The 26,771-nt window shown below is 58.5% G+C and carries 28 protein-coding genes and 1 tRNA gene; 6 read left to right on the forward strand and 23 right to left on the reverse strand.

The genetic code is table 11. The features are described from left to right. Window positions 1-16: 16 nt before the first annotated feature. From flgD to FHK95_RS05115, 5 genes are all read right to left on the reverse strand, one after another. Window positions 17-703, reverse strand: coding sequence for a flagellar hook assembly protein FlgD (flgD, locus tag FHK95_RS05095; protein WP_150303527.1), 687 nt, complete (start codon window positions 701-703; stop codon window positions 17-19). Window positions 704-716: 13 nt separating this feature from the next. Next, window positions 717-1,157, reverse strand: coding sequence for a flagellar basal body rod protein FlgC (gene flgC / locus FHK95_RS05100; RefSeq protein WP_150303528.1), 441 nt, complete (start codon window positions 1,155-1,157; stop codon window positions 717-719). 2 nt (window positions 1,158-1,159) lie between these two features. Next, window positions 1,160-1,564 (reverse strand): flagellar basal body rod protein FlgB, encoded by a 405-nt coding sequence (gene flgB / locus FHK95_RS05105; RefSeq protein ID WP_150303529.1) that lies wholly within the window; start codon window positions 1,562-1,564, stop codon window positions 1,160-1,162. A gap of 318 nt (window positions 1,565-1,882) precedes the next feature. Beyond that, entirely contained in the window at window positions 1,883-2,710 is an 828-nt protein-coding gene (locus FHK95_RS05110; protein ID WP_150303530.1) for a CheR family methyltransferase, read from the reverse strand. A 32-nt stretch (window positions 2,711-2,742) separates the two neighbouring features. Beyond that, on the reverse strand, window positions 2,743-3,681 hold the full coding sequence (locus FHK95_RS05115; RefSeq protein WP_150303531.1) for a chemotaxis protein CheV: 939 nt from the start codon (window positions 3,679-3,681) through the stop codon (window positions 2,743-2,745). 112 nt (window positions 3,682-3,793) lie between these two features. On the opposite strand from FHK95_RS05115, the gene flgA reads away from it, so the two are divergent. The 4 genes from flgA (at window position 3,794) to FHK95_RS05135 (ending at window position 6,322) form a co-directional block, all read left to right on the forward strand. After that, on the forward strand, window positions 3,794-4,504 hold the full coding sequence (gene flgA, locus FHK95_RS05120; RefSeq protein ID WP_150303532.1) for a flagellar basal body P-ring formation chaperone FlgA: 711 nt from the start codon (window positions 3,794-3,796) through the stop codon (window positions 4,502-4,504). A gap of 149 nt (window positions 4,505-4,653) precedes the next feature. Next, on the forward strand, window positions 4,654-4,974 hold the full coding sequence (gene flgM / locus FHK95_RS05125; RefSeq protein ID WP_150303533.1) for a flagellar biosynthesis anti-sigma factor FlgM: 321 nt from the start codon (window positions 4,654-4,656) through the stop codon (window positions 4,972-4,974). Window positions 4,975-5,000: 26 nt separating this feature from the next. Next, window positions 5,001-5,459, forward strand: a complete 459-nt coding sequence (locus tag FHK95_RS05130; RefSeq protein WP_150303534.1) for a flagella synthesis protein FlgN — start codon at window positions 5,001-5,003, stop codon at window positions 5,457-5,459. A 116-nt stretch (window positions 5,460-5,575) separates the two neighbouring features. Beyond that, window positions 5,576-6,322, forward strand: coding sequence for a flagellar brake protein (locus tag FHK95_RS05135; protein WP_150303535.1), 747 nt, complete (start codon window positions 5,576-5,578; stop codon window positions 6,320-6,322). A gap of 233 nt (window positions 6,323-6,555) precedes the next feature. Here the strand turns inward: FHK95_RS05135 and FHK95_RS05140 are convergent, their stop codons facing one another. The 14 genes from FHK95_RS05140 to FHK95_RS05205 all read right to left on the reverse strand — a co-directional run bounded on the left by FHK95_RS05140 (window position 6,556) and on the right by FHK95_RS05205 (window position 20,984). Beyond that, the gene (locus FHK95_RS05140) at window positions 6,556-7,875 is read right to left on the reverse strand and encodes an MFS transporter (RefSeq protein WP_150303536.1); all 1,320 of its coding nucleotides are present in this window, start codon (window positions 7,873-7,875) and stop codon (window positions 6,556-6,558) included. A gap of 308 nt (window positions 7,876-8,183) precedes the next feature. Next, on the reverse strand, window positions 8,184-8,972 hold the full coding sequence (pcaD, locus tag FHK95_RS05145) for a 3-oxoadipate enol-lactonase (protein WP_150303537.1): 789 nt from the start codon (window positions 8,970-8,972) through the stop codon (window positions 8,184-8,186). 136 nt (window positions 8,973-9,108) lie between these two features. Further along, window positions 9,109-10,314, reverse strand: coding sequence for a 3-oxoadipyl-CoA thiolase (gene pcaF, locus FHK95_RS05150; RefSeq protein ID WP_150303538.1), 1,206 nt, complete (start codon window positions 10,312-10,314; stop codon window positions 9,109-9,111). Beyond that, entirely contained in the window at window positions 10,311-11,093 is a 783-nt protein-coding gene (locus FHK95_RS05155; RefSeq protein WP_150303539.1) for a CoA-transferase subunit beta, read from the reverse strand. The genes pcaF and FHK95_RS05155 overlap by 4 nt, the downstream gene beginning before the upstream one ends. Next, the gene (locus tag FHK95_RS05160; protein WP_150303540.1) at window positions 11,093-11,965 is read right to left on the reverse strand and encodes a CoA transferase subunit A; all 873 of its coding nucleotides are present in this window, start codon (window positions 11,963-11,965) and stop codon (window positions 11,093-11,095) included. The genes FHK95_RS05155 and FHK95_RS05160 overlap by 1 nt, the downstream gene beginning before the upstream one ends. A 265-nt stretch (window positions 11,966-12,230) precedes the next feature. Further along, the gene (locus FHK95_RS05165) at window positions 12,231-13,379 is read right to left on the reverse strand and encodes a benzoate/H(+) symporter BenE family transporter (protein ID WP_328592923.1); all 1,149 of its coding nucleotides are present in this window, start codon (window positions 13,377-13,379) and stop codon (window positions 12,231-12,233) included. 12 nt (window positions 13,380-13,391) lie between these two features. Further along, on the reverse strand, window positions 13,392-14,747 hold the full coding sequence (locus FHK95_RS05170; RefSeq protein WP_150303542.1) for an MFS transporter: 1,356 nt from the start codon (window positions 14,745-14,747) through the stop codon (window positions 13,392-13,394). A 77-nt stretch (window positions 14,748-14,824) separates the two neighbouring features. Then, window positions 14,825-15,604, reverse strand: coding sequence for a benzoate diol dehydrogenase BenD (gene benD, locus FHK95_RS05175; RefSeq protein WP_150303543.1), 780 nt, complete (start codon window positions 15,602-15,604; stop codon window positions 14,825-14,827). After that, window positions 15,601-16,629, reverse strand: coding sequence for a benzoate 1,2-dioxygenase electron transfer component BenC (gene benC, locus FHK95_RS05180; RefSeq protein ID WP_150303544.1), 1,029 nt, complete (start codon window positions 16,627-16,629; stop codon window positions 15,601-15,603). Before benC ends, benD begins: the two co-directional genes overlap by 4 nt. 19 nt (window positions 16,630-16,648) lie before the next feature. After that, window positions 16,649-17,140 (reverse strand): benzoate 1,2-dioxygenase small subunit, encoded by a 492-nt coding sequence (benB, locus tag FHK95_RS05185; protein WP_150303545.1) that lies wholly within the window; start codon window positions 17,138-17,140, stop codon window positions 16,649-16,651. Continuing rightward, entirely contained in the window at window positions 17,137-18,513 is a 1,377-nt protein-coding gene (locus FHK95_RS05190; RefSeq protein ID WP_150303546.1) for a Rieske 2Fe-2S domain-containing protein, read from the reverse strand. The genes benB and FHK95_RS05190 overlap by 4 nt, the downstream gene beginning before the upstream one ends. A gap of 5 nt (window positions 18,514-18,518) precedes the next feature. Next, the gene (gene catA, locus FHK95_RS05195; RefSeq protein WP_150303547.1) at window positions 18,519-19,457 is read right to left on the reverse strand and encodes a catechol 1,2-dioxygenase; all 939 of its coding nucleotides are present in this window, start codon (window positions 19,455-19,457) and stop codon (window positions 18,519-18,521) included. Window positions 19,458-19,539: 82 nt separating this feature from the next. Beyond that, the gene (gene catC, locus FHK95_RS05200; protein WP_150303548.1) at window positions 19,540-19,830 is read right to left on the reverse strand and encodes a muconolactone Delta-isomerase; all 291 of its coding nucleotides are present in this window, start codon (window positions 19,828-19,830) and stop codon (window positions 19,540-19,542) included. 32 nt (window positions 19,831-19,862) lie between these two features. Further along, window positions 19,863-20,984 (reverse strand): muconate/chloromuconate family cycloisomerase, encoded by a 1,122-nt coding sequence (locus tag FHK95_RS05205; RefSeq protein ID WP_150303549.1) that lies wholly within the window; start codon window positions 20,982-20,984, stop codon window positions 19,863-19,865. A 106-nt stretch (window positions 20,985-21,090) separates the two neighbouring features. Here FHK95_RS05205 and FHK95_RS05210 point away from each other — a divergent pair, with 106 nt between their 5' ends. After that, window positions 21,091-21,993: a LysR family transcriptional regulator gene (locus FHK95_RS05210; RefSeq protein WP_150303550.1), complete on the forward strand. Its 903-nt coding sequence runs from the start codon at window positions 21,091-21,093 to the stop codon at window positions 21,991-21,993. Window positions 21,994-22,046: 53 nt separating this feature from the next. Here FHK95_RS05210 and FHK95_RS05215 read toward each other — a convergent pair whose 3' ends face one another. Next, window positions 22,047-22,892 carry an IclR family transcriptional regulator gene (locus tag FHK95_RS05215; RefSeq protein ID WP_150303611.1) on the reverse strand — a complete coding sequence of 282 codons (846 nt, stop codon included), beginning with the start codon at window positions 22,890-22,892 and terminating at the stop codon, window positions 22,047-22,049. 155 nt (window positions 22,893-23,047) lie between these two features. Beyond that, window positions 23,048-23,124, reverse strand: a tRNA-Arg gene (locus tag FHK95_RS05220). A gap of 312 nt (window positions 23,125-23,436) precedes the next feature. Between FHK95_RS05220 and FHK95_RS05225 the strand changes: the two genes are divergently transcribed. Further along, on the forward strand, window positions 23,437-23,754 hold the full coding sequence (locus FHK95_RS05225; protein ID WP_150303551.1) for an Arc family DNA-binding protein: 318 nt from the start codon (window positions 23,437-23,439) through the stop codon (window positions 23,752-23,754). 57 nt (window positions 23,755-23,811) lie between these two features. Here FHK95_RS05225 and FHK95_RS05230 read toward each other — a convergent pair whose 3' ends face one another. Beyond that, complete coding sequence (locus FHK95_RS05230) at window positions 23,812-24,948, reverse strand: sodium ion-translocating decarboxylase subunit beta (RefSeq protein WP_150303552.1); 1,137 nt, start codon at window positions 24,946-24,948, stop codon at window positions 23,812-23,814. Window positions 24,949-24,960: 12 nt separating this feature from the next. Continuing rightward, window positions 24,961-26,751: a sodium-extruding oxaloacetate decarboxylase subunit alpha gene (gene oadA, locus FHK95_RS05235; RefSeq protein ID WP_150303553.1), complete on the reverse strand. Its 1,791-nt coding sequence runs from the start codon at window positions 26,749-26,751 to the stop codon at window positions 24,961-24,963. Between the last annotated feature and the right edge of the window lie 20 nt (window positions 26,752-26,771).

Raw genomic sequence — 26,771 nt, forward strand, 5'->3', positions numbered from 1 at the left:
TGTTGTCGGACGACGTTTATTTGCTGATAGTCAGTACTTCAGAAAGACCGATACTGCCGAGACCGGCAAGGTTCAGAACCATTTCACCGCCCTGCCCCATGCCAAGCGACACGCTGTCGACGTTGGCCGGCAGCAGCGTGGCAAGCTGTTTGTTTTCACCATTGATCGAGGCCTGGGCTTCAAACTTGTATTTGCCGGCCGGCAAGGTTTCGCCGCTGCCGTTCTTACCATCCCATTTGAAATCCAGCATGCCGGCTTCCTTCGCACCCATGTTCACCGTCGACACAAGGCTGCCCTTTTCGTCATAGACGTTGACCGAGACGTTGTCGCTGCGCTGGGTCAGCGCCAGCTGGCCCTTGATGCCTTGCTGGGTATCGACCATGGCATTCATGGTCGGCACGATCACGCTGCGCCCCACTAGCGACGACGCCTGCAAAGCCTGGGAGGATTGATAACCGCTGAGCAATGAATCCATGGTGGTGTTCATGTTTTCAATGCCTTCGACAGTACTGAACTGTGCCAGCTGAGCGATGAACTCGCCGTTATCCTGGGGCGACAGGGGATCCTGGTTGTTCATCTGCGCCACCAGCAGGTTCATGAACTCGTTCTTGCCGAGCTCATCGCCCTTGGCGAAACGCGACTGATCGACCTTGTACTGATCCAGCAGACTATCGCCGACGGCGAGATTGTTACTGACGCTCATAGAGTGAAACTCCTTACTGGCCCAGCGTCAGCACGCGCTGCAGCATGGTCTTGGCGGTATTCATGATTTCGACATTGGTCTGGTAGGAGCGTGAAGCGGACATCATGTTCGCCATTTCCTCGACCACGTTCACGTTGGGATAAAACACATAACCCTGCTCGTCAGCCATGGGGTGATCCGGTTGATAGCGTGGCTGCAGTTCGGCATCGGATTCGACGATGCCGCGTACCTCGACCCCACTGCCCGCTTCGTGCTCGGGGGTAAACAGCGAGCCTCCGCCATTCTGCTGCTGGCTGAACACCGTGGCGAAAACCGGGTTCCGTGCGCGGTAGGTTTCGTCGACGCTGCTGGAAACCGTTTCGGCGTTGGCGATGTTACTGGCCACGGTATTGAGCCGCAGTGACTGGGCACTCATGCCGGAACCGGCAATATTGAAGACCTGGCTAAGGGACATGATCAATCTCCGCGCAGGGCTGTCATCAACCCTTTGAATTTGCTGTTGAGGAAGGTAAAGCTCGCCTGGAACTCAATAGCATTCTCTGCATACTTGGCCTGCTCGACCTGAGTATCGACCGTGTTGCCGTCAATGGACGGCTGCGCCGCGGTGCGGTAACGCAGTCCAGCGGCCTGGTCGATAAAGCCTTCCACCGCCATATGCTGGGAGTGGGTCTGGTTCGCCTGAAACGGCTTGGCTGCTCCGGTTTTCTCAGCTTCGAGCATGCTGCCGAAATCCAGATCCCGCGCCTGGTAGCCAGGGGTATCGGCATTGGCAATATTATTGGCAAGCACGGCGGCGCGATCAGCCCTGAAAGCCAGCGCCTTTTCATGCAATCCCAATGCTCGATCGAAACTCAAGCTCATCTCAGCCTCCTCACTCTTTGCTTCTGAACCCGGCAAGTTGCCGCCGTTTCCGCATATGGGAGAGATAAAGCAAATGGCATGCCATAAATGCAATGCTTTGAATTTCAAAGAGATAGCAGTTCAAGACAGCGCGGGCGGCAACGGATTACCGGCACAGACACAGGCCAAGCGGCAAATTCCAAGCCTGCGTTCGAGACACGGTTTCAATGGATTGTAGGCGCGAAGGAAGATCCTGAGGCGGCGTAGAGTGAGTACAAAGGAGGCTGAGCGGAGCAGCAAAAAAAGCCAAACGCGGCGCAGGGAGCGCCGCGCCGCAGGCTATTTGGCCTGGTAGACGATCCCTGGACTGCACTGCACCATCTGATACAGCTCGGGCAAGCCGTTCAAGGCTTCGGAAGCGCCCAACATCAGATAACCGCCGGGTTTCAGAGTGGCGTGGATGCGTTTGAGGATGTCTTTCTTGCGCTCAGCCGAGAAGTAAATAAGCACGTTACGACAGAACACGATGTCGAACTTGCCCAGGATTGCATAGCTTTCAAGAAGGTTCAGGGAGCGAAACTCAACGCGACTGCGAATCGGGGATTTGACCACCCATCGCCCCGGCGCAGGGTGATCGAAATAGCGCACTAGCCGATCCTGCGCGAGCCCCCTGCCAATCGACAGGCTGTCGTATTCAGCGTTCTTGGCTGCCGTCAAAATTCCGCCGGACAGGTCGGTAGCAACAATGCTTGCGCCCGCGCGCAGCTGGCTCGGGTTGCTGCGCTCGAATTCATCGATCGCCATACTCAGCGAATAGGGCTCCTGCCCTGAAGAGCAGGCAGCCGACCAGATGCGCAGCCGCTGTCCCGGATTGGCCTTGATAAAATCAGGTATCAGACGGTTCTTCAGCACTTCGAAGGGGTAACCATCACGAAACCACAGGGTTTCATTGGTCGTCATCGCGTCGATGACCAGCTCTTTCAGCCCCCCTCGAGGCTGATTCTGAATACGCTGAACCAGTTCGCCGAGATGTTTGATGCCTTGCTGCTCCATCAATCGATTCAGACGGCTGGCAACCAGGTACTGTTTGTTATCACCCAGAACGATGCCGCAGGACTTCTCGAGGAAATCACGAAACTGCTGGAAATGCTGCTGTTCAGACGTCAAAGATCTGCCTCATTGTATGCTCAGGTACTCCATCAAACTGGACCACCGCGCGGCGCGTGCAGCCTGTCGATAACCAGACGGGCAAGCTCATCCGGTTTGAATTTTGCGAGAAAATCATCCGCTCCAACCTTTTTGACCATCGCCTGATTGAAAACGCCGGACAATGACGTATGCAAAGTGACGTGCAAATTCTTCAGCCGCGGATCATTGCGAACCTCAGCGGTGAGGGTATACCCGTCCATCTCTGGCATTTCAATGTCCGAAATCATCATCAGTAGATGCTGGGACACGTCTTCGCCGGTATCCGCCAAGGCTTTAAGCCAATCCAGCGCCTGACGCCCGTCATTCAGCGTGACTATTTCAACGCCTATCTCCTGCAGACAACGCGACACCTGCTTTCGTGCCACCGCTGAATCGTCAACAATCAATACCTTACGGGAAACGGCCGCAGCGTGGGCGCGCTCATCAATCACGCCGGCGCTGACATTCTCCTGCAGGGGCACGACCTCAGCCAGAATCCGCTCAACATCGATAATCTCTACCAGGCGATCTTCGACCCGAGTCACCGCGGTCAGATAGTGATCGCGACCACTGCCCCGGGGCGGCGGGTGGATCTCGGACCAGTTCATATTGACGATACGTTCGACGCCGCTGACCAGAAACCCCTGAACCCGATAATTGTACTCGGTGATGATGACGAAAGTGTTCGCCAGATCGCCCAACCCGGGGCCACCGATGGCCTTGCGCAGGTCAATGATCGGCAAGGTTCCGCCGCGGATATGCGCAACGCCACGCACCACCGGATTCAGTTTCGGCAACACGGTCAATTTGGGGCATTGCAGGATTTCTTTGACCTTGAAAACGTTGATGCCGTACAGCTGATTGCCCGCCAGACGGAACAGCAGCAATTCGAGGCGATTCTCACCAACCAGCTGCGTGCGCTGGTTGACCGAGTCCATTACGCCAGCCATGGGGTGACTCCTCACTTTAAAGGATGCGACTTAGGGGTGCGGCACATTTCTTGCTGCCTTGAGGCAATGCGACATAAACCCGGCGCCACCTCTATTTATCAAGGTCGATAGCATGCGTTTCACTACACACTGCGCCGCATTGGTCATGTTCTTCTCAGCGAGTCTGTCTGCCAGCCCGCTTATAGAGCAACTTATCGGCGCCACCAGGGCTTTTCTTGAGGACGAAATTCAAACGCATTTGCAACAGAGCACCCGTGAGGCACGCTACAGCATCGAGGTTAATCGCATGGACCCGCGTTTACGTCTGGCAATGTGTCCGGAGGAGGCTTTGAAGGCCACCCTGGAAAGCCCCTCAATACCGGTCGGGCGCGTCACGGTGCGGCTCTCGTGCGAGGGCGATGTGCGTTGGCGGCTGTTTGTACCGGCCCAGGTCAGTCTGTTTGAAGAGGTACTGGTCGCGGTGCGTCCGCTGGGGCGACAGGCGGTAGTCGGCGCCGGCGATGTTACCCTGATGGAGCGCGACACCGGCTTGCTCAATGGTGCCTATCTGACCGATCCAGGTCAGGCTGTCGGCATGCGCCTGCGCAGGCCGATTGCAGCGGACTCAGTGATCAGCCCGGTGCAGCTTGAACAGGATGAGATCGTCAAACGCGGGGACAAGGTAGTGATCAGCGCGGCGAACACTCGGATCGCAGTGAAAATGCCCGGCGAAGCCCTGGAAGGCGGCACGTTAGGCTCACAGATACGCGTCAAGAACACCCGCTCCGGGCGCACAGTCAGCGCAAGGGTGATGGCTCCCGGCCAGGTATCGGTAGCCATGTGATACAAGGGATCAATGTGGCTATACTGCGCGATGTAAACGTATTACTACAATGCGAACCAGATCACACTGATATCACACTATTTTTCTAAAGGTTTCGGCGCCTCGGCCGCTAAAGCTATTAGCAAAGCATTCAGTCTGAGGATAAAACGATGGTTATCAACTTTAACACTGCCAACGGAGCCAACAGCGCCGGACGTACCGCCCAGGCGGACGCCGCTGCGGGTAAGCGCGACGTGGCAGTGGAAAACAACGCAGCTGGCAAACCAGACGTGGATAAGTCCGCCTCAGGTGAGTCATCGGTCAAGCTGAGCGATCAGGCCCAGCAAATGAAATCGATAGAAGCACGCCTGAAAGACCTGCCAGAAGTGGACAGCGAGCGGGTAGCTCAGCTCAAGCAAGCAATTGCCGAGGGCAGCTACAAGCCGGACAGCGGCCGCATTGCCGACAAATTGCTGGGGCTTGAGGACTGAAAAGCCTCGGGTCAGTGGAGACGTAGATGACACTTCAGCTGTTATTCGATCAGGCCGTGAGTGACTGCGAACAGTTCGCCGAGCTGCTCGACCGGGAGCAGGAAGCGCTGATCCAGAATGACATGGTCACGCTGGAGTCACTTCTCAACAGCAAGGCTCCACTGGTGTCTGCGCTGAACAGTCACGATCAGCAGATCAATGATAAGGCGCGCGCGCTCGGCAAATCGCCTGAGCAAAGCCTCGAAGCCTTTGTCGACACGCTCGGCCCCAGCGAGCTGGTCGAAAGCTACCGAACGCTCAGAAAGCACCTCAACCGATGCCGTGATGCCAATCTGCGCAACGCGCGGCTGGTGCGCCACAGTCAGCATGCCAATAGCCATCTGCTGGATCTGTTACGCAACCAGGGCGAAGCAAGCCAGGCCGTCTATGACCGCCAGGGTCTCGCCACGCGAAGCCACTCGCAGCGTCCAATCATCAAAGCTTAAGGCTTTGGGGCAACAGAAGCCGTTTAGCCGAGAACAAGGCGCGCAAGGAGTGGGTAGCTCATAGCCAGCATGCTATACAATGCTTCCTTTGCCATGCCTATTGCCGAGATTTTCCAGTGTCCAGCCTACTAGTGCCAGAAACCGGTCCGCAGCCGCCGAGAGAAATCCGCTCGCGCGTTGAAATGAATGCTCTGCTGAAGACTCTGCTGCAGTCCCGGGATCAGTTGATAGTCAGCTTCCCCGAACGTAGCCAGAAATTCCAGAGCTTCATCGTCGCGGTCGATCCGGGCAGCAACCAGCTCTGGATAGACGAAATGGTTCCCAAAGAGGGGGATCGATTTATCAGTGAAGGAGAATCCTTCCGAGTAGATGCCTGGCACGAGGGCGTCCATATGCGTTGGAATTGCCCCGCCGCGCAAAAGGTGATTCTGGAAGGCGCACCGGCCTACTGCGCCGCCCTCCCGGACCAGTTGATCTACCATCAGAAGCGTGGCGCGTTCAGAGCCGCGGTGCAACGGCCCCTGGAAACCGGCGTGGCATTGCAGGACGACAGAGTCCAGCTGAACGGTCATCTGTTTGACGTATCGGCCACCGGCTGCAAGGCCATTTTTCCTGGTGATCAGACGCAGACCCTACAGCCCGGCGCCATTATCGACAGCTGTCAGCTGGATCTTCCCGAGACTGGGCAACTGGAGCTGGCAATGGAAGTGCGCCACGTAACATATAACGAGTTTCGGGATGAGTCCCATGCGGGCTTCAGCTTCCGGCAACCCAGCCCCCAGGCTCAGCGGCAGATCGACCGGTTCGTGAATTATCTACAACGCGAAGCACGTCGGCTGGAAAAGCGCGACGACTTGTTCTGATATAGCCGAACCCATCCCCCTTGAGGGTTGGCGCGCCTGCGCTTTGGGCGCGCCTTGCCGGCTCCCTAACCCTGTCGGCGAGCGGGCGCTCACCCACCCCAGCAGTGCGCCTGCTGCGCATTCCTGGGGGTGTAGCGCGCCTGCGCTACGCCGATATCTGCGACAACACCAAGCCCCTTCGATGCGCTCGACCCGCATGCCAACCGCAGGACCAGCAGTGCGCCCTGATCAAATCAACCCGGCCGATGATCTTCCTGGTCCGCATCGAGATCCGCCGTACTTGCATAGCTATCAGCCTCGTCGCGCATGTGATCATCGACAAACTGCTCCTCGACCCGCGGATCAAGTGCGGCGGAGAGTGGTGAGCTCGCCAGGTTACCTGCCGCCGGCATGTAATGGCTTGGCTCTGCCTGCAGGTGCTCGCCAGTGATACGGCTCGGGCGCACGTTGATCACCAGGAACATGCTGGAAATAGCCATGAACACATAGAGCATTCCCGGCCCACCTACCTTCATCAACATTGAACTCATAAGAGGACCGGCACTGGCGCCCAGGCCAAAGGTCACCAGCAACATAGCCGACAGCAGCACCCGCTCTTCCGGCTCGACGTGGTCGTTTGCCAGTGCCACCGCCAGCGGGTACAGGGTAAACGCCAGCATGCCGAACAACGCCGTGAGGATCAGCAGCGCATACCCGGGCACGACCGCCAGGCCCATCACCAGGGTGACACCCGTGAGAATGATGGCGTTGAGCTGAATCATCTGGCTACGGTCGAGACGATCAGACATCCAGCCCACCGGCCACTGGGCCAACAGGCCTGCACCAATCGCGACGGCCATGAAGATACCGACTTCAGAGGTTTCCAGACCCACGCCTGAGGCATAGACCGGCGCCATCCCATAAAACGACCCCAGCAGCAAACCGGATACGGCAACGGTCCCCAGCGCCAGCGGTATACGACGCAGAAAAAAGCCGATGCGCAATGGCGCCGGATGCAGGGGAGCCGGGTGCAGGCTCTTGGTTACCGCTACCGGCACCAGGCATAGCGAGAAACACATGGCGACGAACAGGATATGACGGATGTTCAGATCCGGCATCAGCGTGAACACGAACTGACCCAGCATCAGACCCAGGAAGGTCACCACCATGTAGCCGGCAAACACCGTTCCACGCTGATGCGATTCGGCCTGTTCGTTGAGCCAGCTTTCCAGGACCATGTACTGGCACATCATCGCCATACCCACCAGCACCCGCAGGAACAGCCACAACTCGACGCTTTCCGACAGGGCATGGCCCAGTACTGAGGCAGTTACCACACCGGCGCTGGCCACGAATGCACGTATATGCCCCACCCTCGCGATCAACCGATGGCCTACCGAGGCGCCGCCAACCAGCCCCACGTAGTAACAGGTCATCAGCGCACCAATCCAGATCTCGCTCACCCCGCGCGCGGAGAGACTCAGACCGATGTAGGTACTCAACAGGCCGCTGCCCAGCAGCATCAACAGGGTAGCGAAATACAGGGAGGAGAAGGCAGTAAGGGCTTTGGGCATTAAAACTCCACGTACAATCCGATTAACAAGCGAGTTGGTTCAAGTGCTACAGAGGATAGCCGCTATGGTCCGGGAGTTCCCCAGACGCATGTGCTGTCCCCTATAGCTTTAACAGATTTGGTTGACGCTGAGGTTGCAGATGCCGAATCTGACGGTTCGGCATCCGAGAGCTGACAGGTCGCGAAAACCGCGCAGCTTACTGACAGTGCCGTTGCGAAGATAGCCCCCTTTGAGCCCCGCGTGCACTTTTCTGACAAAGTCCGCTATGCCGTGTTTATCAGCCGCCATACCGGCTCAGGCCGCGGTGCTTATTTCTTCAGAAATTCCAGCAGCGCCCGGGTGAACTCATCGCCCATCTGGACATTGGACATATGTGCCGCGTTGAATTCCACCAGCTCGGCACCTTCAATTGATGCCTGCATATAGCGTCCATGTTCTGGGGTTGTGACCTCATCACCAGTACCGGCAATAATCAACGTAGGCGCCTTGATTGTCTCAAGCTGGCCACGGAAATCGGCGTCCCTGACCGCCGCACAGTTGCCCGCGTAACCTTCGGGCGAGGTCGCCGCCAGCATCCGGGTGATGCGCTCAACGGTCTGCGGATTGGCCTCAGCGTAATCAGGTGTAAACCACCGCGCCACCGAACCATCGCGCAGCTCACGCATGGCCTGCTCCCGGCCTTTGAGCACTGTTTCGATACGCCCGTTCCAGACTTCGTCATTGGCAATCTTCGCCGCTGTATTGCACAGGATCAGCTTGTCGAGGCGCTGGCCGGCGTTGATGCCAAGCCACTGACCAATCAGGCCACCCATCGACAGGCCGCAGAACGAGGCGCGCTCGATTTCCAGGCTATCGAGCAGCGCCAATACGTCCTGCCCAAGCTGCTCGATGCTGTAAAAGCCTTCACTGACCACAGACTTGCCATGGCCACGGGTGTCGTACCGCAGCACCTGAAATTCCCTGGTCAACGCGGGCATCTGCGCATCCCACATACCGAGATCTGTCCCGAGAGAATTGCTCAGCACCAGCACCGGCGCACCGGCCGGACCTTCGAGCTGGTAATGCATGGCGCCGTTGGCTGTGTCTACGAAAGGCATAGGAAGCTCCTTGTACAGGTGAAAGATCGGTAATCGTTATTCGTCGAGTCGCCAGATCTGCAGGCTGCCCGAACGTAAAACGCCCCGAACTTGATTAAGACAGTCCGGGGCGCGGTTTTTTTCACTTCAATTCAAATCAGACAAGCTCAAGCGCCAGCGCGGCACCCTGCCCGACACCCACACACATGGTCGCCAGACCGCGACGGCCGCCGGATTTCTCCAGCTGATGCACGGCCGTCAGCACCAGACGCGCGCCGCTCATGCCCAGAGGATGACCCAGGGCAATGGCGCCGCCATTGGGGTTGACCTGCGGCGCATCGTCGGCCAGACCCAGATCGCGCAGTACTGCCAAGCCCTGACTGGCGAAGGCTTCGTTCAGCTCAACTACGTCGAAATCCGTTACCTGAAGCTCCAGACGTTGCAGCAGTTTGCGCACAGCCGGGACCGGCCCGTAACCCATCACTCGCGGTGCTACGCCAGCGCTGGCCATGCCCAGCACCCTTGCACGCGGTGTCAGGCCATGTTTCTTGACCGCTTCCGCGCTGGCCAGAATCAGGGCAGCCGCGCCATCGTTGACGCCAGAGGCGTTGCCAGCGGTAACTGTCTTGTCTGGACCATTGACCGGCTTGAGCTTGGCCAACGCTTCGGCCGTCGTCTGCGGACGCAGATGCTCGTCCTGCTCGACAACAGTGTCACCCTTGCGGCCCTTGATAGTGACCGGCACGATTTCGTCGGCAAAAAAACCGGCTTGCTGCGCTGCGCCGGCGCGTTGCTGGCTGCGCAGTGCGAAGGCGTCCTGATCTTCACGGGAGATGCCATACTGCTCGGCCACGTTATCAGCGGTCTGCGGCATGGAATCCACACCGTACTGCTCTTTCATCAGCGGGTTAACGAAGCGCCAGCCGATGGTGGTGTCTTCGAGTTTCTGGCCACGGCCGAAGGCAGTATCAGATTTGCCCATGACATAGGGCGCGCGAGACATGGATTCCACACCCCCAGCAATGGCCAGTTCCATCTCGCCGCTGGCAATTGCGCGGAAGGCGGAACCGACAGCATCCATTCCCGAGGCGCACAGGCGATTCAACGTGATACCGGGAACACTTTCCGGCAGACCGGCCAGTAGCAACGCCATACGCGCGACGTTACGGTTATCTTCGCCAGCCTGGTTGGCGCAGCCCATGAATACTTCATCGACCTGAGCAGGGTCCAGCGAGGGATTGCGTTCAAGCAATGCCTTCAATGGCGCAGCGGCCAGGTCGTCTGTGCGGACGGCGGAGAGACCGCCACCGAAGCGGCCGATGGGTGTGCGTATCGCGTCACAAATAAAGACGTCGCGGCTCATTCTTCACCTCCGGTTTGACCATGGGCTGCAGCAGTGCGGGCTTCCAGCGCGCGTAGCGCTTCCAGTTCTTCGGGCTTGGGCGCCTCGGTCTCGACGACATTCTCGGCGAAACGGATTTTCCAGCCGGTGTTTTCGACCACCTGTTCGCGAGTAACGCCTGGGTGCAGCGAGGTCACTACGAATTCCCGGGTGCCCTCCTCGGGCTCCATGATGCACAGATCGGTGATAATGCCCATCGGACCGGCACCAGGCAGCCCCAACCGTTTGCGATGATCGCCGCCTTCGCCGTGGCCCACAGAGGTAATGAAAGACAACTTGTCGACAAAGGTGCGATGCGACTGCTTGAGAATAATCAGCACTTCCTTGGCGCTGCCGGCAATTTCCGGTGCGCCACCGGCGCCGGGCAGGCGAACCTTTGGCTGATTGTAGTCGCCAATGACTGTGGTATTGATGTTGCCAAACCGGTCGACCTGCGCCGCGCCGAGAAAGCCGACGTCGATGCGTCCGCCCTGCAGCCAGTAACGGAAAATCTCGCCGGTGGGCACCACAGTGTCGGCGGTTTCTGCCAACTCGCCATCACCGATCGAGAGCGGCAATACGCTGGGCTTGCAGCCAATAGGGCCGGATTCGTAAATCAGCACTACGTCAGGCGAGGTAGTGAGCCGCGCCAGGTTGGCGGCCTTGGATGGCAGGCCAATCCCGACAAAACACACAGCGCCATTCTTCAGGCGCCGCGAGGCGGCCACGGTCATCATTTCATTGGTGTTGTAGGCAGTCATTATTTGCCCTCCTGCGGTGCGGCAAGCGTGGCTTGACTGAGTTTCTGAACAAAAGCACCGAAATCAGCGGTGCCACGGATGTACTCATCAATCCAGGCGGAGAAGGTCTCGCGGTCGCGGGCGATCGGATCCCAGCTCTGATAGAAGCGGTTGTCCCGTTCGGTATAGCCCAGCGCGTAGGATGGGTGCGCACCGCCCGGTACGTGACACACAGCAGTCAGCGCCCACTGCGGCAATACACAGGAGTTCATCGGTGCTTGCAGGTCGTCGACGATTTCCTCGACGGTGACGATGCAACGCTTGGCTGCCAGCGCGGCTTCCTTCTGCACACCCAGGATGCCCCAGAGCAATACGTTGCCCTTGCGGTCAGCCTTCTGCGCGTGGATTACCGTGACGTCAGGGCGTACCGCAGGCACCGCCGCAAGCTCTTCGCCGGTGAATGGGCAGGTTACGCTCTTGATCAGCGGATTGACCTTGGGCAGATCTGATCCTGCGTACGCGCGCAGCACGGCGAAGGGCAGACCGGAGGCACCGGCAATGTAGGCGTTGGCCAGATCAGCATGGCTGTGCTCTTCAATTTCCAGCGGCTTGGGCCAGCCCTTCTCGACTGCGTCACGCAGACGATGCAGGGATCCAACGCCCGGATTGCCACCCCAGGAAAAAATCAGCTTTTTTGCACAACCCGCACCGATCAGCAGGTCATACACCAGATCAGGGGTCATGCGGATGAGGGTCAGATCCTGCTTGTTCTGACGGATGATCTCGTGCGACGCAGCGGTCGGAATGAGATGGGTAAAGCCTTCGAGGGCGATGCTGTCGCCATCGTTGACGTAGCGGTCTATCGCTTCGGCAAGGGAAATGATCTTGGACATCGGTATAGCTCTCGACTGAATGAGGGGGGCCACCGGATTGGGGTGGCGTAAGTCCTACCTTAAGCCGCCTCTACCTGGCAATCAATCCGATTATCGGATTAGTGTTCGATTATCGAACGAATCGGGCGTCAGCCAACCGGCTCCTGTTCCTGTTCCTGTTCCTGTTCCGCAAGAGGTTCAGCCGCAGGCCGGCGCAGACTCAGCACCAGGTGCGCCGCTACGCGGCAGGGATTCTGGTTCCGACTACTGAAGGCGATTCCCTGCCTCAGCGCTTCAAAACCAGATAACACCCATACCCGATAACCACCCCCCAAAGCGCAGAGGACAGCCCAAACAGCGACATGCCTGACGCGGTGACGATAAAGGTGATCAGCGAAGCCTCACGGTGACTGGCGTCTTCCAGAGCCGAAAACAGGTTGCCCGCAATGGCACCCAGCAACGCCAGCCCAGCCAGTACCGCAACAAAGGCGGCAGGCAAAGACGTGAAAAGGCTGACGATGGTACCGGCGAAGATGCCGCCCACCAGATAGAAAACCCCGTTGAATACACCGGCAACGTAGCGCCGGGAGGGATCTTCATGAGCGTCCTTGCCCGTACAGATGGCTGCGGTGATGGCCGCCACCACGGTGGTTATCCCGCCGAACAACGCGATAGGGATCGAAACCAGGCTGGTGACACCGATAACCGGCCTTGCTCTAACCGCGTAGCCCGCGCTCTGCAAGATGGCCATGCCCGGCAGAAACTGCCCAGTCAGGCTGACCAGCACCAACGGAATGGCCAGACTCAGGGTGGACGTCAAAGACCACTGTGGCTCAATGAACTGGGGTATCGCCACGCTCCAGCGCACACCAGAGAGCGAAGCCCCCTCGAGCACCACTGCCAGAAGAACCCCGACGATCAGAAGCAGAACCAGAGTGTATTTGGGGCAGAACCGCCGCAGCATCACGTAAGCGGCCAACATTCCAATAGCCAGTGCAGGAGTAGACTCAATCGCCGTGAAAGCGCCGACGCCGAACTGAAAGAGGATGCCGGCCATCATCCCGGCGGCAATGCCCCCGGGAATGGCGCGAACGAAGGCGTCGAAGGTGCCGGATACACCGATGATAAAGATGATGACGGCGGCCGTGATATAGGCGCCAACAGCCTCATTCAGTGACAGGTCCGGGAAAAGCGTTACCAGCAATGCCGTCCCCGGCGCTGACCAGGCAGTGACGATCGGCGCCTTCAGCCAGACTGACAGGATGATGCCGGACACCCCCGCCCCCACAGAGATGGCCCAGACCCAGGAGGTCATCATCTGCGTGGAGATTCCGGCACTCGAGCCGGCCTGGAAGAAGATTGCCAGCGGACCGGAATAGGACACCAGAACAGCCAGGAAACCGGCCACCACCGCTGGCAACGAAAGGTCTTTCACAGACTTAATTCCTCAGCTACCGGTGGTTCTCATTGCTGCGGCAGGGACGGCAGTTGTTTTGGGTTCCACTCCGAATCCGCTACGCCCTACCAGAGCGATGGCAACGGTGGCGATGACGCCCGGGACGGCCAATGCCAGGAAATTCAGATGGTGTGGCATAGCCATCGCCAGCAAGGCGCCGCCCACCAGCGGACCGACAATAGCGCCGTTGCGGCCAATACCCGAAGCCCATCCCAAACCGGTGGAGCGGATACTGGTGGGGTAGTATTGGGCGACGTAGGCGTACAGCAGTATCTGCGAGCCGATGGTAGTCGCTCCGGCAATACCCACCAGTGTATAGAGAACCCACATCGGGTTGTCGTAGCCCAGGGCTACGAGCGACGCCGAAGCCAGCATAAAGAAGGCCACCAGCACCGACCGCAAAGACAGTCTATCCGCCAGCCAGCCACCGCCTACCGCGCCAATGATTGCCCCCACATTGAGCACCATCAGGAACATCAGGCTTGAGCTCAGGGCATAGCCAGCGCTGGACATCAGTTTTGGCAGCCAGGAACCCAGCGCGTAGACCATCAGCAGACAACAGAAGAAGGCAACCCAGAACATCATGGTGCTCATGGCCCGGCCATCGCGAAAGAGCTCCAGCACGGGTGCCTTGCTGTTGCTGGTCGGCGGCACTTCTAGCACGTCTTCCTGACGGATATCCATCAGCGGAGCGACCTGGCGGAGCACATGGCGCGCTTCATTCTCGCGCTTTTGCGCCATCAGGAAAGCGACTGATTCAGGCAGATACTTCAGCATGAGCGGCAACAGAAGCAGCGGCACACCGGCCAGGAAAAACATGATCTGCCAGCCAAAATTCGGCACGATCCAGATACCCAGCCCGGCGGATATCATGCCGCCAACGGCGTAGCCACTGAACATCAGCGCTACCAGCGTGCTGCGCCGGCGAGCCGGCGAGTACTCGCTCATCAGTGAGACAACGTTGGGCATAACGCCGCCAATGCCCAGGCCGGCAATGAAGCGCAACGCGCCGAACTCCCAGGGGGTGGTGGCCAGGCCATTGATCACCGTGGTCACGCTGAACAGCATCACGCAGCCGATGATGACTTTCTTGCGTCCTACCCGGTCCGACAGCATGCCGAAACCCATGGCTCCGAACATCATCCCGAATAGCGCACTGCTGCCGAGCAAGCCGGCCACATAGGGGCTCAGCTGCCACTGGTCCATCAGGATGGGCAGCACTACGCCGTAGATCACCAGATCGTAGCCGTCGAAGATAATGATGAGGGTGCACCAGAACAGCACCTTCCAGTGAAAGCGGTTGAAGATGGCGTTATCGATAACGTCATTTACGTCTATGTTTTTCATCAGTCTGTACTCACCTTACTTGTTTTTATGCGGGAGTTACCGTCCTGGCGTGGGTGTCGTGCTATGACCTCCTTGTTTTATCCGAGGTCTCCGCCAGCCACAGGAATCACTGTGCCGGTAATGAAGCTGGCAGCATCCGATGCCAGGAACAGAATGGGTTCGGCCTGCTCGTCCAGCGTGCCGTAGCGGTCCATGAAGCTGTGCTGCCGGGTCTGCTCGACCAGCGTCTGGTACCAGGCTTTATCCTGTTCGCTCTGCTCACTGGTATTGCGCGGCGTCAGCCGTGGCGGCGCTTCAGTTCCGCCGGGGGCCGTGGCGTTCACGCGAATGTTGTGCGACGCATATTCGTAGGCCAGGTTGACGGTCATGGCGTTAACGCCCCCCTTGGCAGCGCCGTAGGGCACGCGCATCAGACCCCGCGTGGCTACTGAGGAGACGTTAACGATCACCCCGCCCTTCTGCTCCAGCATGTAGGGCAACACCGCGCGGCAGCACCAGAGGGTCGGAAACAGCGACCGCTGGATCTCCTTCTCGATCTGCTCAGGGCTGTAGCTTTCAAAGGGCTGCGCCCAGATGGTGCCGCCAACGTTATTGATGAGGATGTCGATGCGGCCAAACTCGCGATGGGCTTCGGCCATGACCTGCTCGGCGCCGGCCCAGGATTCCAGGTCAGCCTGTACCGCAACGGCCCGGATGCCCTGATCTCTGAGTTCCGCCGCGACGCCCTGCACATAGTCTGCGATATCGACCAGCAGCAGCCGCCCGCCCTCGGCGGCCGCCAGCTCGGCAACGCGTTTGCCAATCCCCTGCGCAGCGCCGGTGATGACCATGACCTTGTCAGTGAAGCGGGCCTTCATGCGACCTGCTCCTGCACCGCTGCCAGGCTGGGTGTGAACTTCTCGTAATGGAAGGAGTTCGGCGTGATGCCCTGCTCACGGAAGTAAGCCAGCACCGAGTCGACCATGGGCGGCGGCCCGCAGAGATAGACGTCAACATCACCTTCGTTGAGCGGCGCTCCGTCCATGTGCTCAGTGATGTAACCCTTGCGCTCGTGACCGCTGTCCTTGCTCGATATGCAGGTGACGTACGTGAAATTCTGCAGCTCCTCGACAAAACGATCGAGGATGTCCAGACACACCAGATCGTCGTCGGTGCTGACGCCGTAAACCAGGTGGGTAGGCAGATCGCAACCATTGGCCTTCATGTGCTCGAGCTTGGCCAGGAACGGGGCCAGGCCGGTGCCGCCGGCCAGCATCAGCACCGGGCGCTCGATGGGGCGCAGATAGAAGCTGCCCATCGGTCCCGTGAGGGTTACCTTGTCACCCGTACGTGCCTCGCCCACCAGCCAGGAACTCATCAACCCGCCTGGCACGTTGCGGATCAGGAAACTCAGATCACGGCTGCCGGGCTTGGAGCTGAAGGAATAGGCGCGGGTTTCATCGGTACCCGGGACCTGGATATTGACGTACTGCCCAGGCAGAAACGCCAGATCCTGCTCGACGCTGATTTTCAGTTCGATAGATGTCGACGAGATGAGATTGACCTCAGCCACGGCGCCGGACACGGTGGCATTGCCGGTCTTGCACATGGTCGAGGGCACCGGCACCTCAACCACACAGTCACTGGAGGGCACCATCTGGCAGGTCAGAACCATTCCCTGGCTCACTTCCTCATCGGACAATGCTTCCTCGATGTATTCCTCGCCCAGGTCGAACTCGCCCTGACGGCAGGCACCCTTGCAGGTGCCACAGACGCCGTCGGAGCAGTCCATGGGCAGGTTGATCTGCGCACGATAGGCCGCATCCAGTACGGTTTCGCCTTCGTTGCAGGGCACAAAGCGGGTAACGCCGTCTTCAAAATTCAGTGCGATGTTGTAGCTCATGATGATGCTCTCCCATCAATTACAGGTGGTAAATGTCCAGCACCTGATTGATGCAATCGTTGTTCAGAACCAGACGCTTTTCCCGGATCAGCGGCTGGTCGCCGGTGACATCCAGGGTGTAGAAGGAGGTGCCGAAGAATTCGGCGGTCTTCTTGTAGCGATAGGCCTTGGTAAGCCAGTTGAACCGCAGCTTTACTTCACTCTCGCTCTGGGACAGAACTTCCAGGTTGCTGGTGAAGTGTGTAGTGCGCGGCTCGGGCATGGAGCTGGCACCGGAGCGATCGGTCTTGATGCGGTAGATCCGATCTTCCAACCCGTCCTTGTTGGGGTAATAGATGAGCGATATCTCGCGCTGCGGGTCTTCGGTCAGCTCATCGTTGTCATCCCAGGCAGGCATCCAGTAAGTGACCTCTTCGTGGTAGCACGCCAGCCACTGGTCCCACTGGCGGTCATCCAGATAACGCGCTTCGCGGATGATGAACTGCTCGATGTCGTGATAGCTCAGGCTCATGCTGAAGCCTCCTCTGTAGTCACAGGAATGAGGCTGGCACGCTCGGCCGCAATGGCGCGGGCCATCTCGACCTGCCAATGCTGGTGGTGATTGACGTACAGGCCTTCATCATCGGGTTTGGCACCGCTCATGATGGGCTTCATGTCGATCTGATTGGCGTGCTCGTCAGGGCCATCTATCCAGTGCGCGGCGCCACGGCTCATGTCATTCCAGCGCATGCCCTGGGCTTCATAACCGTTCTGACAGGCGCGGAATTCCTCCAGGTCGTCAGGCGTACCCATGCCAGTGACGTTGAAGAAGTCCTCGTACTGGCGAATGCGCTTGGTGCGAAGCTCGGCCGACTCGTTCTTCGGGGCGAAGGCGTAGATGGTCACCTCGGTCTTGTCGACGCTGATGGGACGCGTCACGCGGATCTGCGTGGAGAACTGATCCATCAGGTACACGTTGGGGTACAGGCACAGGTTCTTGGTAGTGCCCACGATCGAGTCGGCACGGGCCTCACCGAAGGTCTGGCGCAGGCGCTCGAGCTGGCTGAAGATGGGCCGCACTTCCGGGTTGAGCAGGCGCGTCCAGAGCATCATGTGGCCGTTTTCAAAGGAATAGAAACCACCATCAGCCGACCAGCTCTTGGCATCAACGGCCTCGGTGCCGCCCTTGTCGTAGTTGCGCTGGCCCATGGTGGACAGGTAGTTCCAGTGCACGGTGCCGACGTGGTAACCGTCCGCGCCATTCTCCGCGGTGAGCTTCCAGTTACCCTCGTAGGTATAGGTAGAGGTACCACGCAGGATCTCCAGGCCGTCTTCCGACTGATCCACGATGTTGTCGATGATCTTGGTGGCTTCACCCAGGTGCTCTTCAAGCGGCACCACATCAGCGCTCAGGCTGCCGAACAGAAAGCCCCGGTAGTTGCCGAACTTGGGCATCTGCTTGAGATCATGCGAGCCATCGGTATTGAACTGCTCGGGATAGCCGCCCTTCTTCTGATCCTTTGCCTTGAGCAGCTGACCGTCGTTGCGGAAGGTCCAGCCGTGGAAGGGACAGGTGAAGGAGGCCTTGTTGCCACGCTTCCTGCGGCACAGGGTGGCGCCCCGGTGCGAGCAGGTATTGAGGATGGCCTTGAGCTCGCCATCCTTGGTGCGGGTGACGATCACCGGCTGGCGCCCCACCGTTACCGTAAAGTAATCGCCCGGCTCAGCGACCTGGCTCTCGTGAGCCAGGTATACCCAGTTGCCTTCGAAGATGTATTTCATCTCCAGGTCGAACAGTTCCTGATCGGTGAAGATGCCGCGATCACATTGGTAGCGGCCGGTTGCAGGGTCTGCTACCACTGCGCCCTTGACCTTTTCGGCAAGCATGTCGAGTCTGTTGGTCATGTCGTTTACTCCGTGGTTTCCAGGGCGCGGCGGCGAGCATGGCGCTCTTGCAGCTCGGCCTTGTCAGTGGCTACCAGCGTCACGTTGAACTCGACCTCAGTAATCGGGCCGGTAAGTCCGTGCTGCGCAGCGGTATCGGAGTGCTGCACAGGCTTGGCCTCAACCACCAGCTCTTCACGCGTTGCGAAGGCAAAGTCATCGAAGGTGTATTCATCACCGGCAATGTTGATCTGGGTGGTGAGGTGCTTGAAGCCCGGCTTGGAAACGAAGTAATGGATATGTGCCGGGCGCTGGCCGTGGCGGCCGAGCTGGTTCAACAGCTTCTGGGTAGAACCGTCGGGTGGGCAACCGTAACCAGAGGGCATGATGCTCTGGGCGGCGTAACAGCCGTTGGCATCGGTCTTGATGCGGCGGCGCAGATGGTATTCGCTCTGCGACTTGTCAAAGAAGGAATAGGCTCCCTTGGTGTTGGCGTGCCAGATGTCGACCACGGCGTCGGCCAGTGGTGCGCCCTGATCATCGGTAACCCGACCCTTGATCAGAATGACTTCGGCATCCTTGGCGGAGCCGTCGTCCATACGGGCGAAACCTTCACTGATGGGGGCACCGGCCACATACAGCGGACCTTCGATGGTGCGTGGCGTGCCGCCGGCCAGACCGGCCTGCTCGTCTTCAGCGTCCAGACGGATATCCAGGTAGCGATCCATGCCCAGTCCCGGCGCCAGCAGCGCTGTTTCACCATTGGCGCCCAGCTCACTGACGTAGTAGACGGCACTCCAGAACTCTTCCGGGGTGACATCGAAATCCTCAACGATCTGGAAGATGTCGTGCATGACGCGGTGGACGATCTTCTTCACGCGCTCGTCACCACCGGATGTGTTGAAGCCTGCTACCTTTTCCAGCAGCTCTTTCACGTCGGCAGATTGCATGGTTTTAACAGTCATTGTCGTTCTCCTCAGTTTCTTGTTGTAACGTCTCGGAGGCGCTTGGATCTGTGGATGCGCCGGTTCCGGTGGGGTATACCTGTCAGCTGTCGTCGTCACGGATGGAGGACGGATGGCGGCACAGGGGTGCGACGGAAATGTCCATATAAGGAAACAGGGGCAGACTGCTGATCAGCTCCTGCAGCTCGGTGTTGTCCTCAACATCGAAAATGCTCACGTTGGCGTAGCTGCCCGCCACGCGCCAAAGGTGACGCCACTTGCCCTGCTGCTGCAGGTCCTGAGCGTAGGTCTTTTCCGCGGCCTTGATATCCGCAAGCCTGTCCGCAGGCATGTCGTGCGGGATGTTCACTTTCATTTCTACTTTAAAAAGCATGGTTGCTCTCCGGTTGTTGGGCCTTGGGCCGGTTATGCCTTGCGGCGATAGAAGGCCAATTTGTCTTCGTCCAACTCCACACCCAGGCCGGGACCAGTGGGCAGATCCACACCGTTGCTGTGGAAATTCAAAGGCTTGATGACGATGTCGTCCTTCATAAGCAGTGGTCCGAACATTTCGGTACCCCAGTGCAGGGTGTGCAGCGTCGACCAGGCATGCAGCGACGCGGCGGTGCCGATCGTGCCTTCAAGCAGCGTGCCCCCGTACAGGCCAATACCGGCTGCCTGGGCAACCGTTGCCTGCTCAAGCGCACGCAGAGGGCCGCCGGCCTTGGCGATCTTCATGGCAACGGCACCTGCAAAACCGGCCGCTGCCAGAGCAAAGAGGTCCTTGGCATCGGCGACCGATTCATCGGCCAGAATGGGGATATGAAACTTGCTCGACAGCCTCACCAGCGACGCGAAATCCTTCATGGGGGTGGGCTGCTCGACCAGATCGATACCCGCCGCCTGCAACTCGGCCATGCCCTTTGATGCCGTGGTTTCATCCCAGGCCTGGTTGACGTCGACCCGCACACTGGCGTCGTCGCCAACCGCGTTCTTGATGGCTGCCACATGGCGCACGTCGTCCATCAGCGCTCGGGAGCCGATCTTCAGCTTGAAATCGCAATGGCGTTTTTGCGCCAGCAATGTCTGAGCCTCGTCGATATCCTTGGCGGTGTCGCCGCTGGCCAGTGTCCAGAGCACAGGAATGTGAGCATGCAAGGCGCCGCCGAGCAGATCCGACATCGGGCGATCCAGATGCTTGCCCTGAAGATCCAGCAAGGCCGTTTCAATAGCGGACTTTGCCAGGTTGTTTCCTCGGATAGCTTGGTTTAGCCTTACCCTGAGGGTATTGACGGCCGCAGCGGGCTGATTGAGCAGAAGCGGTTTGAAATAGGTATCGATGCTGAGCTTGACGCTTTCCGGGCTTTCCGGGCCGTAAGCCAGACCACCGATGGTAGTCGCTTCACCCAGACCTTCGAGGCCATCGGAATCCATCATGCGTACTATCACCATGGTCTGAACGCCCATGGTTGTCATGGATAGCTTGTGCGGCCGGATGGTCGGAATGTCGACCAGGATGGCTTCGATGGACTGAATGGTTGCGGACATGTGCTCTCCGAATCGCAATTTGATAAACCCGTGATTCGAACAGTACGAAGTTTCAGTATGATGAACCAATACAGTTTAGGTTCGCAGCGATACCTTGGAGGTATGGATGGAGCTAAGACACTTGCGCTACTTCATCGCGGTGGCTGAAGAGCAGAACTTCACGCGGGCCGCAAAAAAGCTATTTATCGCCCAACCGCCGCTGACCCGCGCCATCAGACAGCTCGAAGAAGAGGTGGGCGTCGAGCTGTTCATTCGCAAGCCCCGCGGCCTCGAGTTGACGGCCGGCGGCAAGTATTTTCTGGAGCAGGCGCGCCAAATCCTCGACAAGGTGACGAGCACCATCAGTGATACCCGACGAATTGCCCAGCACCGCAAGACGGTTTTCTCCATCGGCTTCGTCCCCTCTGTGTTCTACGGCCAGCTACCCTCCATGGTCCGGCGGCTGCGACAGAATAAGAATCTGGAAATCGTGCTGCACGAGCTCAAAACCCGCGAACAGGTGGATGCGCTCAAGGCGGGCAAGATAGATATAGGCTTTGGTCGCATCCGTATCGAAGATCCGGACGTGGATCAGGAGCTGTTATTCGACGAGCCCATCATCGCCGCCATTCCATCGGGTAGCACCTTGACGAGCCATCGCCCTTCCATGAAGGAGCTATCGGCATGGCCCATGATTGCCTTCCCTTCCGGCCCGGGTCCTAATTTATCCGATCTGACGCAGGGCCTGTTCCACCGCCGCGGTTTGCGCGTCAATGTTATTCAGCAGGTCAACGATCTGCAGACGGCGTTATCGCTGGTGGCATCGGACATGGGGTTCACTCTGGTGCCAGAGCAGGTCCGGCGGCTTCAGCGTGAAGGGGTGGAGTACATGCCGCTGGAGGATGAAAACATCACTGTGCCGGTAATAGCCTCCCGGCGACGCGGGGAAAATCCGAATGCGGTGATGCGGCTGACCAATACCATCCTCGACGGGCTGGTGGAAAATCGATTGACTGGCCGCTACCCCTGACTGCCAACCCAACTAAAACGCTTACGCGATGCTTGGCCCGCCTCAAGATCTATTCAGACCGGATTGAATAACTGGCTGCTCAATTCTTCGCTGGCCTTCAGCATTACGGGCAGTATCCGCTGCTCAAGATCAGCCGCCGGCACTCGACCCGCATGGGTACTGACGTTCATGGCCGCCAGCACATGCCCCGCCGAATCGAACACCGGTACCGCGATCGAGCGCAGCCCCTGCTCCAGCTCCTGGTCGACAATGCACCAGCCCTGGCGCCGCACCTGCTGCAGGCACTCCCAGAGGCCTTCTGGCGTGGAAATGGTGCGGCTGGTCTTGGGCTGCAGCTCAGCGTTCGCCAGATAGTCGGTGAGCTCTTCATCGCTCATCGCAGCGAGCAGTACCCGCCCCATCGAGGTGCAGTACGCAGGCAGACGGCTACCGACACTGAGATCCACCGAGATCAGCCGCTGAGGGATCGCGGAGCGGGCGATATACAGCACCTGATCACCTTCCAGCGTCGCCAGATTGCAGGCTTCGTGCAGCTGCTCGCTGAGCCGATCCAAATAGGGCTGCGCGGAGACCGCCAGCGGCGTGGAAGACAGATAGGCATGGCCCAGCGTAAGCACCTTCGGGAGCAGAGAATAGGTCCGTCCGTCTGTGGTGGCGTATCCAAGCTTCATCAAGGTGTACAGACAGCGACGTACCGCCGCCCGCGGGATCTCCGTGCGGTGGCTTATCTGCGCAATGGTGAGATGCCGTTTGCGTTCCTGAAACGCATTGATAACCGCAAGCCCCCGGGCCATGGACGTCATGAAATTCGGGTCGCCACTCATCGCGGCGATGCGCTTGGCCGGTGAGATATAGGCAGGCGGAGCGAGGGACGACCTGGGTGGCAGCGTATCGGGCATCAGTAGACTCTGACGAAAGAAATAATAGGCGATTATCGGACAGGTGTGCGGATAGCGCAACATGCGCGCCACAATGGGCGACGGGTACTGGATTCGTGGCGGTGGATTGACGGGGGTTTAGAACGAGAACGGCCGGTAAGGGGAGCATTTTGCTATGGTGCGCGAGCCCGGATTCGAACCGGGGACCTACCGCTTAGGAGGCGGTCGCTCTATCCAGCTGAGCTACAAGCGCAGATTCACAGCAAAAAACCGATCCGCATATTAACCGATCGAGCGCAAGCTTGGCCACTTGGCAAACAAGTTTGATGCCAGCTAACGCAGCTACGCCTGCAATCTGTCACATTCTGCAGACATTTTTTTGTCACAAAGGTGGGAAAATTAAAAAAAACAGGTATAAAGGAGCATTGAGCCTGAATCTGTTGTCTGCATCACATCGGGGGTTCCGCTCCTCCTGAAAAAAAGCCGGCGCACGCTCTGACGGAGTATCAAGCAGCTTCAGTTGCCGCCATCGACCATATCTAGACAAAGCGATTATCCTTGCCTTATGAAAACTGCAATCCAACACTACACCAGCAGGACCGCGGACAAATTCGTTGTACGATTGCCGCAGGGTATGCGGGACCGTATAGCTGAAGTTGCCAAGCAGCATCACCGCAGCATGAATTCCGAGATCATCGCGCGTCTCGAGCATAGCCTGCTGGATCTGCCCACCCTTCCAGAACAGCCATCTAGGCAGGTGTTGAACGATCAGCAGCTCGAATCACTGAGCCATCCCGAACAGGAACTTCTGGTACGCTTCCGCGAAATGAGCCGTCGTCAGCAGAATGCCCTGCTAGCACTATTGGTAAACGAAGCGTCCTGATCGTTGTAGGGCAAAAAAAACCCGCTCACTGAGCGGGTTTTTTTTCGCTTCTACTACCTAGCCGACAAACGTCAACAGGACACCTGCTGCCACCGCCGAGCCAATCACACCTGCAACGTTCGGCCCCATGGCATGCATGAGCAGGAAGTTGTGCGGATTGGATTCCAGACCGACCTTATTGGATACCCGAGCGGCCATGGGTACGGCAGACACGCCCGCCGAGCCGATCAATGGGTTGATGGGGGTCTTGCTGACAAGGTTCATCAGTTTGGCCATCAATACCCCGGTAGCAGTGCCCATGCAGAAGGCGACCATGCCCAGCACCAGAATGCCCAGCGTCGTCAGCTGCAGGAAGGCTTCGGAAGACAGCTTGGCGCCAACCGACAGACCGAGACCAATGGTCACGATGTTGATCAGAGCGTTGCGACTGGTATCCGCCAGACGCTCCACGACGCCTGACTCGCGCATCAGATTACCCAGACAGAACATGCCGATCAACGGCGCCGCATCCGGGAGCAACAAGCCAACCAGCATCACCAATGCCAAGGGAAAGATGATCTTCTCAGCCTTGCTCACTACACGCAGCTGAGTCATGACGATTGAGCGTTCTTTTTCCGTGGTCAGCGCGCGCATGATCGGCGGCTGCAGCAGTGGCACCAGGGCCATATAGGAATACGCCGCGACAGCGATCGGCCCCAGCAGCTCAGGAGCAAGCTTGGAGGTCACAAAGATCGAGGTCGGACCGTCCGCTCCGCCAATAATGGCAATCGACGCCGCCTGCTTGAGACTGAACTCAAAACCCGGGATCCCCCAGGCGGTAAGGGCCAAAGCACCAAGCAGGGTACCGAAGATACCAAATTGTGCAGCGGCGCCTAGCAGCAAGGTACGCGGATTGGCCAGCATGGGTCCGAAATCAGTCATCGAACCGACACCCATGAAGATCAGCAGCGGAAAAACACTGGTCGGAATACCCACGTCGTAGATCAGTTTGAGGATACCCATACCCTCAGACATGTTCGCGACCGGGATATTGGCCATCAAGCCACCAAAGCCGATCGGAATCAGCAGTAAAGGCTCGAATCCCTTCTTGATTGCCAGGTAAATCAAACCGAAGCAGATGAAGATCATGAACAGCTGACCCGGCTGTATGTGATACAGGCCGGTGGAGTGCCAAAGAATCAAAAGCTTATCCATTCAAGGATCTCCTTAACCGATCGTCAGCAAAGTGTCGCCGACGTTAACCGCGTCGCCCACTTTGACATTGACCGTACCGACAGTCCCCGCTCTGCGCGCGCAGACTTCAGTTTCCATCTTCATGGCTTCCAGAATCATCACTACCTCGCCGTCCTCTACCGCATCACCCGGGGCAACCAGAACCTTGAAGATATTCCCCGCCAGCGGCGCAGGTTGCGCTTCGCCAGCGCCGGCAGCGGGAGCTGCAGCAGAGGCTGCAGGTGCGGCAGGCGCTGAATCAGCGACCGGTTTGATGCCAGTAACGTCGCCGCCATCAGCAACCTGAACCACAAACTCCTTACCGTTCACCGTAACCGTGTAGACCTCTGCCTCGCCGGGCTTGGTTGTTTTGGCAACCATTTCCTGGCCAGTCGGTGCCGGCTCGAAGGCATCCGGATTACCGCGGTTCTCGAGGAACTTCAGGCCGATCTGCGGGAACAGCGCGTAGGTCAGTACGTCGTCAATTTCATTGCTGGCCAGCTTGATGCCCTTCTCCTGTGCAATACCTCGGAGCTCGGCGGTCAGCTTGTCCATTTCCGGTTCCAGCAGATCAGCTGGCCGGCAGGTAATCGCCTCGGCACCTGCCAATACACGCTGCTGCAACTCGTAGTTAAAGGGCGCCGGTGCTGCGCCGTACTCACCCTTGAGAATCCCGGAGGTTTCCTTGGTGATCGACTTGTAGCGCTCACCCGTCAGGACGTTAATGACTGCCTGTGTGCCGACGATCTGGGAGGTAGGTGTCACCAGCGGAATAAAACCCAGGTCCTCACGAACGCGGGGGATTTCTGCCAGTACTTCATCAAACTTGTCGCCGGCGTCCTGCTCTTTCAACTGACTTTCCATGTTGGTGAGCATGCCGCCTGGGACCTGAGCAACGAGAATGCGCGAATCCACGCCTTTCAGATTGCCTTCGAATTTGGCGTACTTCTTCCGCACTTCACGGAAATAGGCCGCAACTTCCTCAAGCAGCAACAGATCCAGGCCGGTGTCGTGCTCGGTGTTCTGGAAAATCGCCACCACGGACTCGGTCGGCGAATGGCCATAGGTCATCGACATCGAGGAGATAGCGGTATCGACATTATCAATGCCGGCCTCGACTGCCTTGACAATAGCGGCAGTGGACAGACCTGCAGTCGCGTGGCACTGCATGTGCACAGGAATGCTCAATGATGCTTTCAGGCGCGAAACCAGATCGAAACCAACGTACGGATTCAGGATACCCGCCATGTCCTTGATCGCGATGGAATCAGCGCCCATGTCTTCGATGGTCTTGGCCAGATCCACCCACATCTCGATAGTGTGAACCGGGCTGGTAGTGTAGGAAATCGTGCCCTGGGCGTGCTTGCCCTGGGCCTTGACCGCCTTGAGCGCAGTCTCCAGATTCCGCGGATCGTTCATCGCATCGAACACACGGAACACATCTACACCGTTAACCGCGGCTCGTTCGACGAACCGCTCGACCACATCATCAGCATAATGACGATAACCAAGCAGGTTCTGCCCGCGCAGCAGCATCTGCTGGCGCGTATTGGGCATCGCTTTCTTCAGCTCGCGAATGCGCTCCCATGGATCTTCACCCAGATACCGGATGCAGGAGTCAAACGTCGCACCACCCCAAGACTCAACTGACCAGAAGCCTACCTGGTCCAGCTTGCCGGCTATCGGCAGCATGTCCTCAAGGCGCATGCGGGTGGCCAGGATGGATTGATGGGCGTCTCGGAGAATGACATCAGTGATGCCCAAGGGCTTCTTGGTATCGGTCATAGTTGTATGGCCTTTTTGGA

Source organism: Pseudomonas saliphila, from assembly GCF_008638345.1.
Lineage (GTDB): Bacteria > Pseudomonadota > Gammaproteobacteria > Pseudomonadales > Pseudomonadaceae > Halopseudomonas > Halopseudomonas saliphila.